This is a genomic window from Streptomyces sp. NPDC096152 (assembly GCF_044763235.1).
GTDB lineage: Bacteria > Actinomycetota > Actinomycetes > Streptomycetales > Streptomycetaceae > Streptomyces.
The window spans coordinates 615,715-630,851 of record NZ_JBIWFW010000002.1 but is presented as its reverse complement, the minus strand read 5'-3'; the positions used below and the strand labels follow the sequence as shown (position 1 = coordinate 630,851).

General features: G+C 71.5%; 16 protein-coding genes. 6 read left to right on the top strand and 10 right to left on the bottom strand.

Annotation, left to right across the window (positions count from 1 at the left end):
• Window positions 1–70: 70 nt before the first annotated feature.
• Window positions 71–565: a hypothetical protein gene (locus ACIQ9G_RS08350; RefSeq protein WP_403607528.1), complete on the bottom strand. Its 495-nt coding sequence runs from the start codon at window positions 563–565 to the stop codon at window positions 71–73.
• Window positions 566–690: 125 nt separating this feature from the next.
• On the opposite strand from ACIQ9G_RS08350, the gene ACIQ9G_RS08345 reads away from it, so the two are divergent.
• On the top strand, window positions 691–1,116 hold the full coding sequence (locus ACIQ9G_RS08345) for a hypothetical protein (protein ID WP_403607527.1): 426 nt from the start codon (window positions 691–693) through the stop codon (window positions 1,114–1,116).
• A gap of 107 nt (window positions 1,117–1,223) precedes the next feature.
• Here ACIQ9G_RS08345 and ACIQ9G_RS08340 read toward each other — a convergent pair whose 3' ends face one another.
• The 5 genes from ACIQ9G_RS08340 to ACIQ9G_RS08320 form a co-directional block, all read right to left on the bottom strand.
• On the bottom strand, window positions 1,224–1,715 hold the full coding sequence (locus ACIQ9G_RS08340) for a DUF3761 domain-containing protein (RefSeq protein WP_403607526.1): 492 nt from the start codon (window positions 1,713–1,715) through the stop codon (window positions 1,224–1,226).
• A gap of 269 nt (window positions 1,716–1,984) precedes the next feature.
• Window positions 1,985–2,695 carry a hypothetical protein gene (locus ACIQ9G_RS08335; protein WP_403607525.1) on the bottom strand — a complete coding sequence of 237 codons (711 nt, stop codon included), beginning with the start codon at window positions 2,693–2,695 and terminating at the stop codon, window positions 1,985–1,987.
• Between the two features lie 58 nt (window positions 2,696–2,753).
• On the bottom strand, window positions 2,754–4,184 hold the full coding sequence (locus tag ACIQ9G_RS08330; protein WP_403607524.1) for a selenium-binding protein SBP56-related protein: 1,431 nt from the start codon (window positions 4,182–4,184) through the stop codon (window positions 2,754–2,756).
• Window positions 4,185–4,512: 328 nt separating this feature from the next.
• Entirely contained in the window at window positions 4,513–5,385 is an 873-nt protein-coding gene (locus tag ACIQ9G_RS08325) for an SDR family oxidoreductase (protein WP_403607523.1), read from the bottom strand.
• Between the two features lie 34 nt (window positions 5,386–5,419).
• A complete protein-coding gene (locus ACIQ9G_RS08320; RefSeq protein WP_403607522.1) occupies window positions 5,420–6,562 on the bottom strand; it encodes a Vms1/Ankzf1 family peptidyl-tRNA hydrolase in 1,143 nt (380 codons plus the stop codon).
• Between the two features lie 342 nt (window positions 6,563–6,904).
• On the opposite strand from ACIQ9G_RS08320, the gene ACIQ9G_RS08315 reads away from it, so the two are divergent.
• Complete coding sequence (locus tag ACIQ9G_RS08315) at window positions 6,905–7,771, top strand: Rieske 2Fe-2S domain-containing protein (protein ID WP_403607521.1); 867 nt, start codon at window positions 6,905–6,907, stop codon at window positions 7,769–7,771.
• Between the two features lie 106 nt (window positions 7,772–7,877).
• Here ACIQ9G_RS08315 and ACIQ9G_RS08310 read toward each other — a convergent pair whose 3' ends face one another.
• The 3 genes from ACIQ9G_RS08310 to ACIQ9G_RS08300 form a co-directional block, all read right to left on the bottom strand.
• The gene (locus tag ACIQ9G_RS08310; protein ID WP_403607520.1) at window positions 7,878–8,156 is read right to left on the bottom strand and encodes a DUF5133 domain-containing protein; all 279 of its coding nucleotides are present in this window, start codon (window positions 8,154–8,156) and stop codon (window positions 7,878–7,880) included.
• A gap of 369 nt (window positions 8,157–8,525) precedes the next feature.
• Window positions 8,526–8,852, bottom strand: a complete 327-nt coding sequence (locus tag ACIQ9G_RS08305) for a plasmid stabilization protein (RefSeq protein WP_403607519.1) — start codon at window positions 8,850–8,852, stop codon at window positions 8,526–8,528.
• Between the two features lie 54 nt (window positions 8,853–8,906).
• A complete protein-coding gene (locus ACIQ9G_RS08300; protein ID WP_403607518.1) occupies window positions 8,907–9,083 on the bottom strand; it encodes a hypothetical protein in 177 nt (58 codons plus the stop codon).
• 402 nt (window positions 9,084–9,485) lie between these two features.
• Here ACIQ9G_RS08300 and ctaD point away from each other — a divergent pair, with 402 nt between their 5' ends.
• Together ctaD and ACIQ9G_RS08290 are read left to right on the top strand one after the other, a co-directional pair.
• Complete coding sequence (gene ctaD, locus ACIQ9G_RS08295; RefSeq protein WP_403607517.1) at window positions 9,486–11,156, top strand: cytochrome c oxidase subunit I; 1,671 nt, start codon at window positions 9,486–9,488, stop codon at window positions 11,154–11,156.
• Window positions 11,153–11,557, top strand: coding sequence for a cytochrome c oxidase subunit 4 (locus ACIQ9G_RS08290; protein ID WP_403607516.1), 405 nt, complete (start codon window positions 11,153–11,155; stop codon window positions 11,555–11,557). The genes ctaD and ACIQ9G_RS08290 overlap by 4 nt, the downstream gene beginning before the upstream one ends.
• Here the strand turns inward: ACIQ9G_RS08290 and ACIQ9G_RS08285 are convergent.
• Window positions 11,475–13,022 carry a cytochrome bc complex cytochrome b subunit gene (locus ACIQ9G_RS08285; protein WP_403607515.1) on the bottom strand — a complete coding sequence of 516 codons (1,548 nt, stop codon included), beginning with the start codon at window positions 13,020–13,022 and terminating at the stop codon, window positions 11,475–11,477. The two genes, ACIQ9G_RS08290 and ACIQ9G_RS08285, sit on opposite strands and share 83 nt — an antisense overlap.
• A 452-nt stretch (window positions 13,023–13,474) precedes the next feature.
• Here ACIQ9G_RS08285 and ACIQ9G_RS08280 point away from each other — a divergent pair, with 452 nt between their 5' ends.
• Window positions 13,475–13,894 carry a YciI family protein gene (locus tag ACIQ9G_RS08280; protein WP_403607514.1) on the top strand — a complete coding sequence of 140 codons (420 nt, stop codon included), beginning with the start codon at window positions 13,475–13,477 and terminating at the stop codon, window positions 13,892–13,894.
• Window positions 13,891–15,036 (top strand): RNA polymerase sigma factor, encoded by a 1,146-nt coding sequence (locus tag ACIQ9G_RS08275; protein WP_403607933.1) that lies wholly within the window; start codon window positions 13,891–13,893, stop codon window positions 15,034–15,036. The genes ACIQ9G_RS08280 and ACIQ9G_RS08275 overlap by 4 nt, the downstream gene beginning before the upstream one ends.
• Window positions 15,037–15,137 lie beyond the last annotated feature (101 nt).

Genomic DNA, 15,137 nt, shown 5'->3' with positions numbered 1-15,137 from the left:
CCCCTCCCTCAGGAGCCCCGTGACGGCTCCGGACGCCGCCCTGGCTCCGCGGACAGGTCGCGCACCCCGATCAAGGTCCTGAACCGGCGGACACGCGTGGATTGGTCGTGTCGAAGTAGACCGTGTCCGTGCCCGGGTCGAGAAGGAACGCACCCGAGTACCTCTCGCCCGTCATGTCACGGTCGAAGGTGTCGCTGCACACCCACCTGGCGCCGGCGGGCATGAACTCGACGAGTTCGTCGGGAACCCGGCTCGGCGTCCCCGGCTGAAAACTCCGGTGCGGTGCGGCCGTGAGGGCGGCCACGGCACCGGCTCGCAGCCGGGCGGTTCCCACGACCCGGACGTCGGTGGGTCCCGGAACGGACCCTCTGGAATCCGTGCCCAGCGCGGTGCCGAGCCAGTGCGCGCGGGACAGGGGGCCGAGCGCGGGAAACCGACGCTCCAAAGGCTTCACATCCGTGCGGACCTCGCCGCCGCTGTCCGCGCCTTTCGTCGTCGACGTGCACGCCGCGAGCACCACCGCTGCGCCGAGCGAGAGCACTCCCCGCCGTCCGAGACCCGTCATTCCGCCCCCAAGCACTCCTCGCCCCCCACACACCCCAGCCAGACCATAACGCTCCACCCGCGCCACACCCCGGCCTCCCATCATGGAGGCCGGGCACGCACCCGTGTGACGAGAGGAAGCAGCGCATGACCGGCCTCGTACGCGAGACGTCCAGCCAGGTCCACATCGACGCCGCCACCGTGGACCTCCTGGGCGCCGACCTGTGCACCGACCACCAGCCCGCACAATGGGTCGGCGGCCTGCTCGCCGCCGACCCCTCCGGGGAGGCGGTTCGCATCGTCTGCGGGCAGGAGGTCGCCGCCATCCATGTCACCGCCCAACTGTGGGACGGACCTCCCCCGCTCACCGGTCCGGAAGCCTGGCAGGACATCGCCGAAGTGTCCGTCGACTGGCGTTCCCCGATGCTGGACTTCGGCACGACCGGGGACGGGAGGACCTCGCGCAGCAGCTGGTGCTGCCCGTCCCCGGCGGCTACCGGATTCGGGTGTCGGCCCGCAACCGGGACGACGGCGATCCGCGTGAGGACGGCGACCCGACCGAGGCCCTGCTGATCCAGGTCCGGCAGGCGCCCGCGGAGGAGAACCGGTTGATCAAGCGGTCCAGCCGTACCGCGCAGCTGTGGACCGAGCGATGACCGCCGGCTTCTGACGCGGTGGGCCTACCGGTAGAAGACGGCCACGCCTCCGTGGTGCGAGCAGGCGCCCTGGTGGTGGGCCGCGTAGGAGTAGGTGCCGTCGTTGCACCGCGCGGTGGCGCCGCTCGCGGCGCCGTCGGACCCTCCGGAGGAGCTGGAGCCGCCGCTGCCGGTGCCGGTGCTCCCCGAGGACCCGCCGCTGCTCCCCGAGCCCGCGGCGGCGGCCCTCGCGGTGACGGTCACCTTCACCTTGACCGTCTTGGTGGCCGTCACCGTCGGCGCGGGCGCGGGCGTCGCGGTCGCCGTTGCCGTTGCCGTGGCTGTAGCGGTGACCGTGGCGGCCGGCCGGACCTTGTCGGCCACCGCTTTCGCATGGGTCCCGTCCCCCTGGTCGCCGGCGCCGGCGCCGATCCCGAGGAAGAAGGCGAGTCCCATCGCCGGCAGGACGTAACGCTTCCGCGCCCATCTGGGAGCGGGCCGGGACGGCTGCGGCGGCATCGTGTACGGGTTGCTCATGTGTCCCCCCAGGGCATGGTGGCAGCGCGGACCGGGGCGTCGGCCGAGAAGGGCTCCGCCCTGAGCGCGGCAGCCATGCTCGTGCCGCAGGTCCGCCACGAAGTGTGCGTACTACATTCACATAGTTCACTGGGTCTTCACAACAGGGAGTGCTGTCACCGCCGTTGGGAGGACCAGGGCGAGCTACAGGCTCAACTCGCCACCGCTGCGCGCGGCATCGGTCGACCGGCCGGGCCAGAAAGGCGGGGTGACGAGGACGGCCGCGAGAGTCACGGCCGTGGCTGCCGGGGCCGCCACGAGGCGCCGTGGTCCGCGGGCCGTAGCCGGTGGGCGAGTCGGAGCGCCACCCACGCCGCCTGCGCGAGGACGCCGCCGACGCAGGCGAGCAGCAGCGGCATGAGTGTGTCCGGAATGGACAGCGCGCCCGTCACGAGGGCTCCCGCGACCGGGCTCAGGCAGGCCAGCCCGATCCAGGGAGCGACGCGCCGCCTCGGTCGCACCGCCAGCAGAGCGGTCAGCGCCAGACCCTCGCCCGCCGCGTGCACCAGGAGTGCCGTCACCACGGCGACCGAGGCGGTCAGCGCGAGGGTCGCCCCCTCCAGAAAGCGGTGCGCGGCAAGCGCCGACACCGCACCGATGCCGCCCGCGCGACCCGGTGCGCACGGGCAGCCGGCCCGGACGACGGCGCCCATCGCCCCGTACGAGAGGAGCGCGGTGAGGGGCACCGCCCACTGCGGCACGCCCGCCTCTTGAGCCTCCTCCCACGCGTCGGGCAGAAGATCGAGAACCGCGGTGAGCAGCAAGATCCCCGACGCGGCGGCCGGCAGCAGCGCCGACCGGCCGGATCCGCGCCGCGCCAGCCAGGCGCCCACCGCCGTGGCCGCGGCCACCAGGACCACGGCCACCAGCGTCTGGGTGGAGGGCACCTGCCACCCCGCCCCGGGAGTGTGCGTTCCTGCTGTGGGGAGCACGGAGAGCATGTCCCCTCCCTGCGAGGGTGGCGGGCCGGTGTGCGGTTACCGGGGCGCGCCGGCTGCGTCAGCGGCGGTAGCAGTACGAGTCCGAGGAGGCGTCGCCGCCCTGCAGGCGCGTCTGGTGCACGCGCAGGCCGAGGAAGTCCGGGCCGTGCGGGAAGAAGCGGCTGTCGACCTCGAGCCCGCCGTGCGTGGTGTCGGCGTCGAGTTTGACCATCCACGGGTCGATGCCCTCGGGATAGAACTGCGCGTCCCAGGCGGCGTACAACGAGTTCGTCAGGTAGACGCGCCGGCCGTCGCGGCTGAGCTCGACCATCTGCGCTCCGCCCGTCAGCGGGACGTCCGGCTCGGCGGGGTGCGGCTGCCGGCTGACGATGCCGCCGAGACGCACGGAGGCGGTCTGCCGGGGATGGAACGGGTCGCTCACGTCGTACTGGAGCAGGTCCCCGGTCCCCCACGCGGACACGTACAGCCACTGGTCGTCCACCGTCAGATCGATGTCGGTGATCAAGGGAGGCACGGCGCCGAACGGCCGCAGCGCCGGGGGCAGGTCCTCCGCCTGCGCGGGCTCGGCGGGGACGGTGATCACCTTGCGGACGACGAAGTCCTCGCCCTCCCGGTTCCACAGCCACACCGACGCCGACAGGTCCTCGACACTGACCACGGTGTTCGTGAAGCCCCACGTCGCCTCGGGGTCGTGTGCGGGGCGCAGTTCCAGCACCATCTGGTTCTCGTCCCCCAGATCGACGCGCTGCAGGTGCCGGCCGGAGTCCAGCTCCCAGAAGTGCAGTGCGTGGCCGTACTGGCGCCCCAGCAGCAGCTCGGGGACCAGTCCGTCCTCGATCATCGAGGGGGTCCCCCACTCGCTGGTGACGGCGATGTTCTGCCGCAGATGCCACCAGACGTCGTAGGACAGCCGCTGCGGTCCGTGGTCGCTCTCCCAAGGTCGCAGGACGTCGAAGCTCTCGTGGTCCAGCAGGGCCACGCCGCCCGGCCCCTCCTCACCGTCCGCGCCGCCCAGACAGGACAGGAACATCCCGTCCGGGCCGCAGTGGAGTGTGTGGGGACGCGAGTATCCGGCCTTGGCGGCCAGCTCCTCCGGCTGGATCACCTTGATCAGGTGGGGGCGGGCGGGGTCGGGGCTGGTGTCGAAGACGTGCAGCCGGGAGGAGCGCAGTCCCGGGACGATGAGGTAGCGCCGTGCGGCGTGATGGTGGCCGGCGTGGGCCAGCGCGCTCGAGCAGGCGTTCCAGCCGAAGTGGTGCAGTTCGTTGCCCGGGTCGGGCAGGTCCGCGTGGGAGATCACACGGCCGTATGTGGGGGATTCGGGGTCCGTGCCGACGGTGAACAGCGCGTCCGGGCGCTGTGCGGTGGGGTCGAAACCGACTACATAGGCGAGGCTCTCCGGGGGCGCGGCAACGGCGTCCGCCGGGGTGCGGTACAGGGTGGGGTCACTGGGTTCGTCGCGGTGGAGAGCGCGCTCGGTGGTCGTCATGGCTGGTCCTCACTCCCGAACGGGAGCCTGGAGTCCGAGAAACTCCCCAGCAGGCAGCCGGGCTCACACGTTCGAGATCGGTGTGCAGACGGGAGACAGACATGCCATGGAGCGAGCCTTTCACAGCCCTGGTGCCCTGCCAAGGCAAGGGCGCGGCGGTGCGGGCGGCCGCCGTGCGGAGCGGCCCCGTGTCCATGCGCGGAACGGCACCAGCGGCTCGGCAGACGACGCACGCCAACGACGCACGCCGTGCCGCCGCGCCGCCTGCCGCCGCGCCGCCTGCCGCCGTGTCTGACGGTGCGCGGTGGGCCGCCCCGGCCGCGAGCGGTCAGGGCAGCGGGGTGCCGCCGGTGGCGTTCAGGATCTCCGCGGTGATGAAACTGGCCCGCTCCGAGGCGAGGAAGACGTAGGCGGGTGCCATTTCGGCGGGCTGGGCGGGCCGGGCCAGGGGGGCCTGCTTGCCGAACTGCTGGGTGTCCGGCAGCGTCGCCGGGATGAGCGGAGTCCACACGGGCCCGGGAGCCACCGCGTTGACCCGGATCCCGTCGGGCGCCACCATCTGGGCCAGCCCCTGGGTGAAGGTGACGATCGCGCCTTTGGTGGTGGCGTAGTCGAGGAGATGGGGACTGGGCTTGTACGCCTGCACGGACGTGGTGTTGATGATCGATCCGCCGGCCGGGATGTGCGGCAGGGCCTTCTTGCACAGCCAGAACATGCCGTAGAGGTTGGTCCGGACGACCCGGTCGAACTGTTCCGTGGTGATCGCCTGGATGCCGTCGGGCTGCGCCATCTGGTAGGCGGCGTTGTTGACGAGGACGTCGATCCGCCCGAACTCGGCAACGGCGCGTTCGACCAGCCGTTTGCACTGTTCTTCCTCGCGGATGTCGCAGGGGACGGCGACCGCCTTGCGGCCCGCCTCCTCGACGAGCCGCGCGGTCGCCTGGGCGTCCTCGCCCTCCTCCGGAAGGTGGGTGAACAGGACGTCGGCGCCCTCGCGGGCGAAGGCGAGGCACACGGCGCGGCCGATGCCGGAGTCGCCACCGGTCACCACCGCCTTGCGGTCGTCGAGCAGCCCGCTGCCCTCGTACGTCTCTTCACCGTGGTCGGGTGGAGGGTCCATGGGGCCGGTCCAGCCGGGGTGCTCCTGCTCCTGGGCCGGGAAGTCCGGCTGGGGGTGCTTGTGCGTCGGATGCTCGCTCATGAGGTGTCTCTCTTGTGGGGGTGCGTGCGGTTCGTCAGACCGCGCTCGGCTCGTAGGTCCACCGGAGCAGGGCTCCGAGGCCCCCTGTCGGCAGGTGGTGGTCGTCCGCCTCGTCGGGGGCGACGACCATGACGTCGGCCCCTGTGGTGGCGGCGGACCTCAGGAGCGCGTCGTCCGCGCGTGCGGGCCAGGGGTCGCTCTCGCCCAGGGTCCTGGCGTTGGTACGGCGCACGGCCAACTGGTCCGGCCGGCCTCCGATCCAGGTCTCACTTGCCAGATCCGGCCCGTCGGGTCGGATCAGCAGAGTGTCGATGCGGTGTTCCCGGGCGGCTTCGACCAGGGCCGGCACGCCTTCCACCGCGCCGACGGGCGACTGGCCGCCGCTCCGGCCGGTGCGGAAGCGGTCGAGCGCCTCCTGGGCACGGCGGTGCACGTACTGCTGCCGGGCCTCGGCGATGTCCTCCTCCAGCGCGGCGGAGGACGAGCCGGGGGCGCGACCGCCGTGGGCGGTCTCGACCGCGACACGGCGGACCGGATCGGGGAGCTTTTCGTGCACGGCGCGTCGTTCACGTGCGTCGCCCACCAGCACCACCAGATCGGCGCCGCTCTCCTCGCAGGCCGAGGCGAGTGCTTCCGCGACGGCACCGGCGTTGTGCTGCCAGGTGTTCTCGACCTTGAGCTGGAAGTGCCGCTCGCTCAACTGGTCGGACGCCGTGCGGTGCACGGGATGCCGCCGCCCGGCGACCTGGCCGGCGTGGTGGGACACGGCCTCGGAGCGCAGCTCGAAGTCGGCACCGGTGCGGTCGATGTACGCCACGAGGCACAGCGGGTCCCGGCCGGACAGTTCCAGCAGCGGTGTCAGCCGCGGCAACGGGGCCCAGACGGAGATCGGGCGTTCCGGCGGCCGCGAGAGGGCGTGGCTCAGGACCACCTCGCCGTCCGTGGCGAAGTAGACGCGGCCCGCGGGGTCTTCGGCGGGAGACGCCTCCATCAGTGTCTCCCGTACCGCCCGCACGGTCGCAGCGTCGGCGCCCTCCTCCTCCAGCGTCCGGCAGGCCTCTCCGACGGACAGCTCGTGCCGCTTGGCACCTGCTTCGTCCTCGTGCGCTGCATGGAAGTACACGGTTGCCCAGGGGCCGTCGCGATCAAAAAGCTGTTGCAGAAATGACAGACGCATGTCTCCTCCTTCGGTGAGTCCGGGGCGATGCGCCCTTCGCGGGCGACGCGGCCTGCGCCGCGTAAGGGAGCGGCTCGTGCAGGTCTCGATCGGCGTTCCGGCGAATCTCCCCGGCTCTCGCCGTTCGGACGCGGCAGGTCGGCCGCCTCCGCAGGTCCAGGCGGCCGACCTCTCATGACCGTGCTCTTCGATTCATGACCTTCATGACCGTGGTCTCCGAGTGCCCCTGGGAGGCACTCCAAACGGTCTGTGATCCAGCAGCCGCATCGCCTTCCGTAGTTTCCGGAGGGTGGGCAGGGCTACTCGTCTCCTGCTCGGCGTGAGACGACCCGGGAGGACCGGATGAAGCAGCCAGGTTCCGAAGCTGTCCTGTCGGCGGTGGATCGCCTGGAGCGGTGGAGTGGGGCCGACCGTGTGATCGACGCCCTGCGCAGCGCGGTGCGGTCCGTGCCGCTGGGTGCCGGGCGCGACGCGCTGCACGGGCGATGGCTCGGGCACCCCCTGCATCCGCTGCTGGTGCAGGTGCCCGTCGGTACGTGGTTGTCCGCGGGCGTGCTCGATCTGCTGCCGGGGGCGCGCCGGGGACCACGTGTACTCATCGGGGTCGGGCTCGCCGCCGCGCTTCCCGCCGCGGTGTCGGGCTGGGTCGACTGGGCCGAGCTTCACAGCCGGCAGCAGCGCGTCGGCTTGGTCCATGCCCTGGCCAACAACGCGGCCGTCTCCCTGTTCACCGCCTCCCTCGTCACCCGCCTTCGCGGCCGGGAGGGGGCGGGCAAGGCCCTCGGCTTCGCCGGACTCGCGGCGGTGGGGCTCGGCGGCGCACTCGGCGGTCACCTGGCCTACCGACAGGCGGCCGGCGCCAACCATGCCGAATACGTGCCCCAAGCGGTGGCGTCCGGATGGCACCGGCTCGCGGATCTGGCCGACATTCCGGTCGGGAAGCCGATACGCCACCACGTGGACGACGTACCCGTGGTGATCGTGCGCGAGAACGAGGACCGCGTGCACGTCCTGGCCGAGCGGTGCAGCCATCTGGGCGGCCCCCTTTCGGAGGGAGACCTCACCGACGGCTGCATACGCTGCCCCTGGCACGGCAGCGTCTTCCGGCTCACCGACGGGTGGAACGTGCAGGGCCCGGCGACCGCGCCGCAGCCTGCCTTCGAGGTACGGATCGAACAAGGCGTCGTCGAGGTCCGGTTGGAGGACTGACGGCGCCACCCGGGAAGCCCGGCGCGGATCGGCGATCACACGGCAACCGCTGCCGATCCGCGCCCATCCGCGCCCGAACGGACTGCGCCGGGGACTGCGCCGGGGATCAGGCGACGGGCGGGGCGCAGGGGGGTGCCGACCGTTCCGCGACGAGCCCGGCCTGTCCGGACCGGGCCGCCACACCGGACGCTGTGCGGTCGAGGTACGCGCGGGCGGCCTTCAGAGCGTCGGTGATCTCGCGGGTGCCGGTGGACACGCACAGGGTGTAGGCGAGGTCCCGCAGGCGGGCGCTCGGTGCGCCGGGTCCGGTGAGGCTCTCCTCGACGGAGAGCGTCTCGTATTCCTTGACCAGCCGGCGCAGGGTGGTGGGCGGGGGCATCAGCATCGGGCGGTCTCCTCGCGTTCGGGCGGCGCCGGGGGTCTCACGGCGCTTCGGGCCGAAAGGCCCTGTCACAGATCACCGCAACGGAGAGCGTGCCCGGACCACTGGAGGGAGCCGGCAGTCGGGGGTTCCCGCTGGGCGCGCGCCTCCAGTCCGAAGCACGAACTCCCGACTGCCCCTGGGCCGTAGGCCGCAAACACCAGGCCGGTGAGTTCGGCGATCAGCGCCGGATCGGGTGAAGCAGTGAGCCGTGCCGCGTCTTCGGGCCCGCTCCGGCCGACACCGCTGCGCCCGCTCGGGCGTTCCGCACCACCCGACACCGAGCCGCCAGGGCAGCCACCGCTCGGGCGGAACCTCGTCGTGATCGGCCTGTCAGCGGCCCAGCGCTTCCTTGAGCTGCTGCTTCGACATGGACGAACGTCCCCGCACGTTCTTCTTCCGGGCCTCGGCATACAGCTGATCGCGCGTAGGTCCCTGTGCGCCCGAATGTGAACGCTCGCCGCCTCGCTGGGAGGCGGACTTCTTGTCGCCCGTGGAAACGCTGCTCTTCTGCCGCGCTTCCCCGGAACGTGCCCGCTCCTTGTTCACCGTCCGCGCGGCGATCTCCTCGGCCCGCTTCGTCGACTCACCGCGGCTTCGAGCACTTTCCTTGACGTGCTCGTACTGACGTTCCCTCTTCTTGCTCGATCCCGCCGGCATGGCACAGCCTCCTCATAAGAATCGAAAACCGCTTCGACTCCTTCATCCTCGTTATCAGCCGCCCTCGGATTCCCGCTGGGCTCCGGCGTTGGGGGTGATCGCGTCCGCGGCCTCGCCCTCATGTCCGTCCTCCCGGGGCTTCCTGGCGGCATCGCGTTCGTCGGCCTCTGAGATCTCCCGGAACACCTCGTCGAGCGCGGTCTCGCCCTTGCGGTCCTCATCGCCTGGCATGTCGTCTCCTCTCTCGAAGGCCCGAGGTGGTGTGGCGGCTTCGCGTGGCGGTCCGCCTCGCGTATGGGTACCCACCGAGGACTCCTCACGCGTGCTTCCTGTCCTCGCAAACTCCGAGCACGGTCGTGAGCAGGCCGGGTGGGCGCCGCGGCGGTGCCCGGGCAGGTCGCGCTTGCGCCCGAGTGCCCGCCACTCGGCGCCGGACGCTCGGGCGGAGAGGCGTGGCGGACGTGGCATCCGCCGCATCACCGGTAGCGTCGCCACAGAGTGAACGCACCTGTCGTCGTGCCGGTTTCCGTCGTCTCGGTGGGCGCCGTCCGCCGGCGGGAGCCGGCGGTTTCCCCCTGCGCCGACCAGGGCACCGCGAGGCGCTCCCCGCACTCGGCACGGCTGAGGAGGATCATGAGCGAACTGTCGGAGCGCCTCGACGAGCCCGCGCCTCCCGCCGCTGCGACGCCGCTGGGGCGCAGACTGCTGGCCTGGTCCACCACCACCGACCACAAGGTGATCGGCCGGCTGTACATGGTGACGGCGTTCTGCTTCTTCCTCCTCGCGGGGCTGCTGGCTCTGGGCATGCGCGCCGAACTGGCCCGTCCGGGGCTGCAGTTCATGAACGCGCACACCTACAACCAGTTCGTCACCATCCACGGCACGATCATGATGCTGCTGTTCGCGACCCCGATGTTCGCCGGGTTCGCGAACGCCGTGATGCCCTTGCAGATCGGCGCCCCGGACGTGGCGTTCCCCAGGCTGAACGCGCTGTCGTACTGGATGTATCTCCTCGGCGGCCTCATGGTGGTCTCCGGCTTCCTGGTCCCGGGCGGCGCCGCCGCCTTCGGCTGGTTCGCCTACGCGCCGCTCAACAGCGCGTACTACTCCCCCGGCGCGGGCGGTGACCTGTGGGTCATGGGGTTGGTGGTCACCGGTGTGTCGACGACGCTGGGCGCGGTCAACTTCATCGCGACGATCCTGTGCCTGCGCGCCCCGGGCATGACCATGTTCCGGATGCCGATGTTCACGTGGAACGTGCTGTTCACGTCCATCCTGGTGCTGCCCGCGTTCCCGGTGCTCACGGCAGCGCTCCTCGCACTGGAGTGCGATCGGAAGTTCGGTTCGCACGTCTTCGACGCACACAACGGCGGCGCCCTGCTCTGGCAGCACCTGTTCTGGTTCTTCGGGCATCCCGAGGTGTACATCGTCGCGTTGCCGTTCTTCGGCATCGTCACCGAGATCCTCCCGGTGTTCTCCCGCAAGCCGCTGTTCGGCTATCTGCCGATGATCGGGGCCACGACCAGCATCACCATGCTGTCCGCGGTCGTATGGGCGCACCACATGTTCGCGACGGGGGCGGTGCTGCTTCCGTTCTTCTCCCTCATGTCGTTCCTGATCGCGGTGCCGACCGGGATCAAGTTCTTCGCGTGGATCGGGACGATGCACCGGGGCTCGCTCTCGTTCGAGACCCCGATGCTGTGGTCGATCGGCTTCCTGGTGTCGTTCCTGCTGGGCGGGCTGAGCGGGGTTCTGATCGCGTCGCCGCCGCTCGACTTCCATCTCACCGACTCGTACTTCATCGTGGCACACCTGCACTACGTGCTGTTCGGCACCGTGGTCTTCGCCATGTTCGCCGGGTTCTACTTCTGGTGGCCCAAGTTCACCGGGAAGATGCTCGACGAGCGTCTCGGCAAGCTGCACTTCTGGCTGCTCTTCCCGGGCTTCCAGCTGACGTTCCTCGTCCAGCACTGGCTCGGTGAGGCGGGGATGCCCCGCCGCTACGCCGACTACCTGCCCAACGACGGTTTCACCTTGCTCAACACCCTCTCCTCGGCGGGCGCTCTCCTGCTCGGCGTCTCCACGTTGCCGTTCCTCTACAACGTGTGGCGTACGGCCCACAAGGGGCGGCGGGTCGAGCAGGACGACCCCTGGGGGTACGGGCGCGGCCTGGAGTGGGCCACCGCCTGCCCGCCGCCGCGGCACAACTTCGTGGCGCTGCCCCGGGTGCGGTCGGAGTCCCCGGCGTTCGACCTGCACCATCCGGAGATCGGGCGGCGGCCGGAGAAGGAGGCGCAACGGTGAAGGTGGAGGCACTGCTCTTCGGCGGCGTGGCCGTCTTCTTCGGCGCCGCCGCGGCGCTCTACGGTGTGTGGTCGGATGCCGAGCCCGCCGGCACGGCCGCGCTGATCGTCGCGTTCGGGATGGCGGCGCTGGTGTCGTTCTTCTGTGCGACCCAGTACGTACGCCGCGGCCCCCGCCCCCAGGACCGTACAGAGGCCGAGGTGGCGGACTCCGCCGGCCCGCTGGAGTTCTTCCCGGCGCACAGCCCCTGGCCGGTGGTCACCGCTTTCGGGTTCGCCCTCGCGGCGGCGGGCGTGGTGTTCGGGCTGTGGCTGTTCCTCATCGGCTTCGGCGTTCTGGCTCGTGGTGTGGCCGGGATGGTGTTCCAGTACGCGAGCCGGGGGGCCGGTCAGGAGGACTGAGCGGAGCGCGCGGGGCGCCCGGCCGGAACGACGTCACCGGCCGGTGGCCGCTCTCGTAGCCCCCGGTGAGGGTCTGCCGTACCTCGCCGGTCTCCTCGCCCTCGACCAGCCGCTGCTGTTCCACGTGCAGCAGGGCACGACACAGCGCGCGGGTGACGAAGAAGGCGAGGACGGGGGCCACGATCAGTGCGACCCGGAAGATCCAGGTCAAGGCGTTCACCGAGATCCGGAAGGTCATGGCCACGATGTCGTTCCCGCCGGCCAGCAGCAGCACTCCGAAGAAGGTGACGCCCGCGGCGCCGAGGCCGGTACGCACCGGCCGTTCGCGGGGCCGGTCGCAGAAGTGCTGCTCCTGCCGCCACTCCCCGGTCAGCCGCTGCTCGACGAAGGGGTAGGCGTACAGAACGGCGAAGAGCAGCGCGGGCAGGACGGCGGCGGGCAGCAGGACGTTCCACATGAGGGTGTGCCCGGCGAGGTTCGTCTCCCAGGGTGGGACGAGCCGCAGCGCTCCTTCCAGGAAACCGACGTACCAGTCCGGCTGGGAGCCGGTGGACACCTGATCCGGCCGGTAGGGGCCGTACGTCCATACCGGGTTGATCTGCGCGAGCCCGGCGAGCAGCACCAGCAGCCCGGAGACGGTGAAGGACAGGCCGATGGAGGAAGCCGTGAACCGCGGGTACAGGGGCTTGCCGACGACGTTGGCGTTCGTACGGCCCGGACCGCGCCACTGGGTGTGCTTCAGATGGAAGACCAGAATCAGGTGCACGGTGACCAGGACGATCAGCGCGCCCGGCAGCAGCAGGATGTGCAGGCTGTACAGCCGGGGCACGATGTCCTCGCCGGGAAACTGGGAGCCGAACACGAACATGCTCACGTACGTCCCCATCACCGGGATCGACAGCATGACGCCCTGGGCGATCCGCAGGCCGGTGCCGGAGAGCAGGTCGTCCGGCAGGGAGTAGCCGGCGAAGCCCTCGGCCAGGGCGATCACGAAGAGCGTGACGCCGATGACCCAGTTCATCTCCCGCGGCCTGCGGAAGGCGCCGGTGAAGAAGATCCGCAGCAGGTGCAGGCCGATCGCCGAGACGAAGACCAGGGCGGCCCAGTGGTGGGTCTGCCGGATCAGCAGGCCGCCGCGTACGTCGAAGCTGATGCGGAGGGTCGAGTCGAAGGCGCCCGACACGAGCGTCCCGCGCAGCGGGCCGTAGGAGCCCTCGTAGACCAGTTCCCGCATCTCGGGCTTGAAGAAGAACGTCAGCCACACGCCGGTGAGCACCAGCACGATCAGGCTGTACAGAGCGAGTTCGCCCAGCAGGAACGACCAGTGATCCGGAAAGGACTTGCGCAGCAGCCGGCCTGCCCCGTCGTGGACGGGCAGCCGGGCGTCGGCCGCGTCCGCGAGCCGCTCACCGGGACGGCGGCCCTCGGCCGGTCCCGTGGCCCGGGGCCGACGCCGTCCCCTCACGTCATGTCCGCGGCGTGGTGCGCGCGTCCCTCGGACCGCGCGGGGTGGTGTGGCTCAGGACTCACGGAACGCCCTCCTCCTGACAGCGTGCTGCCGTGTCCTCCCCATGCCTTGCCCCGGCAGGCGCGTGGCGAGTACTCCGCCGCCGCGAAACACTCCCGCGGCAGGGCCGGGACACCCGATCGGCTGGCGCGGAGAGCGCCGCTCCGGCTACGGCCTCACACGGCGCTCGCGCATCACCCCGGGCCCTGGAGGTCCCGTGCCGTTCCACCCCGGCCCCACGCCGCGGGCCGACACCCCGAGACGGACTCACCACGCTTCTCCACGGGCGTCCGGAAAAATCACGGGCGTCCGGAAAAAAATCGGGCGGCGATGTCGAGAACCCGTGGCCGGCTCCGTCCCTGGGGTGAAGGCGGCCACAATGGGTCGCACCAGCACCGAGGAGAAGCACGATGGCGAAATACCTGCTGCTCAAGCACTACCGCGGCGCTCCGGCGGCGGTCAACGACGTGCCGATGGACCAGTGGACGCCGCAGGAGATCTCGGCGCACATGCGGTACATGAACGACTTCGCGGCGCGGCTCGAGAAGACCGGCGAGTTCGTCGACGGCCAGGCGCTCGCCCCCGAGGGGACGTTCGTCCGGTACGACGGTGAGGGGCGGCCGCCCGTCACCGACGGTCCGTTCGCCGAGACCAAGGACCTCATCGCCGGCTGGATGGTGATCGACGTCGACAGCTACGAGCGGGCCGTCGAGCTGGCCGGGGAGCTGTCGGCCGCACCGGGGGCGGGCGGCAAGCCGATCCACGAGTGGCTCGAGCTGCGCCCCTTCCTCGCCGCGCCGCCCACCATCTCGGAGTGCCCCCACCAGTGAACGAGGCCCTGCTGAGGAGCCTCACGCCCAGCGTGCTCGCCGTCCTCGTCCGCCGCGGAGCCGACTTCGCGGCGGCCGAGGACGCCGTGCAGGACGCGCTCGTCGAAGCGGTCCGCGTCTGGCCGGCCGATCCCCCGCGGGATGCGAAGGGCTGGCTGGTCACCGTCGCCTGGCGCCGCTTCCTCGACGCGACCCGGGCGGAGGCCGCCCGCCGCCGGCGTGAGGACCTCGTCGACCAGGAGCCTGAGCCCGGGCCCGCGCCCACGGTGGACGACACGCTCCACCTCTACTTCCTGTGCGCCCACCCGTCGCTGACGCCGTCGTCCGCGGTCGCGCTGACGCTGCGCGCCGTCGGCGGGCTGACCACCCGCCAGATCGCCCAGGCCTACCTGGTGCCCGAGGCGACCATGGCACAGCGCATCAGCCGGGCCAAGCGCACCGTCTCCAAGGTTCGGTTCGACCAGCCCGGCGACGTCGCCACCGTGCTGCGCGTCCTCTACCTGGTCTTCAACGAGGGCTACTCGGGCGACGTCGACCTCGCCGCCGAGGCCATCCGGCTCACCCGGCAGCTGGCGGCCGTGATCGACCACCCCGAGGTGGCGGGGCTGCTCGCGCTCATGCTGCTCCACCACGCCCGGCGAGCGGCCCGTACCGCGCCGGACGGCAGCCTGGTACCGCTCGCCGAGCAGGACCGCGGCCGGTGGGACACGGAGGCGATCGCCGAGGGCATCGCGATCCTGCAGGCGGCCCTCGCCCGGGACCGGCTCGGCGAGTTCCAGGCCCAGGCCGCCATCGCGGCACTCCACGCCGACGCACCCACCGCCGAGGAGACCGACTGGGTCCAGATCGTCGAGTGGTACGACGAACTCGCGAGCCTGACCGACAGCCCGGTCGTCCGGCTCAACCGCGCGGTCGCCGTCGGCGAGGCCGACGGACCGCGTGCCGGGCTGGCGGCGCTCGCATCGCTGGACCCCTCGCTGCCCCGCCACACCGCGGCGGCCGCGTACCTCCACGAGCGCGACGGCGACCTGGTGACGGCGGCACGCCTGTACGCCGAGGCCGCCCGGAAGGCGCCCAACCTCGCCGAACGCGACCACCTGACGCGCCAGGCCGCCCGGCTCAACGCCCGCGGGTGTCGCTGACCGGTCACGCCCGGACGACTCCACAGCACGGCACGATGCCCGGCGTGGTGAACGGGCGCAGCGCCGGCACCGGAGGTCCGGTTGGCCTCTCCGCCGCCCGG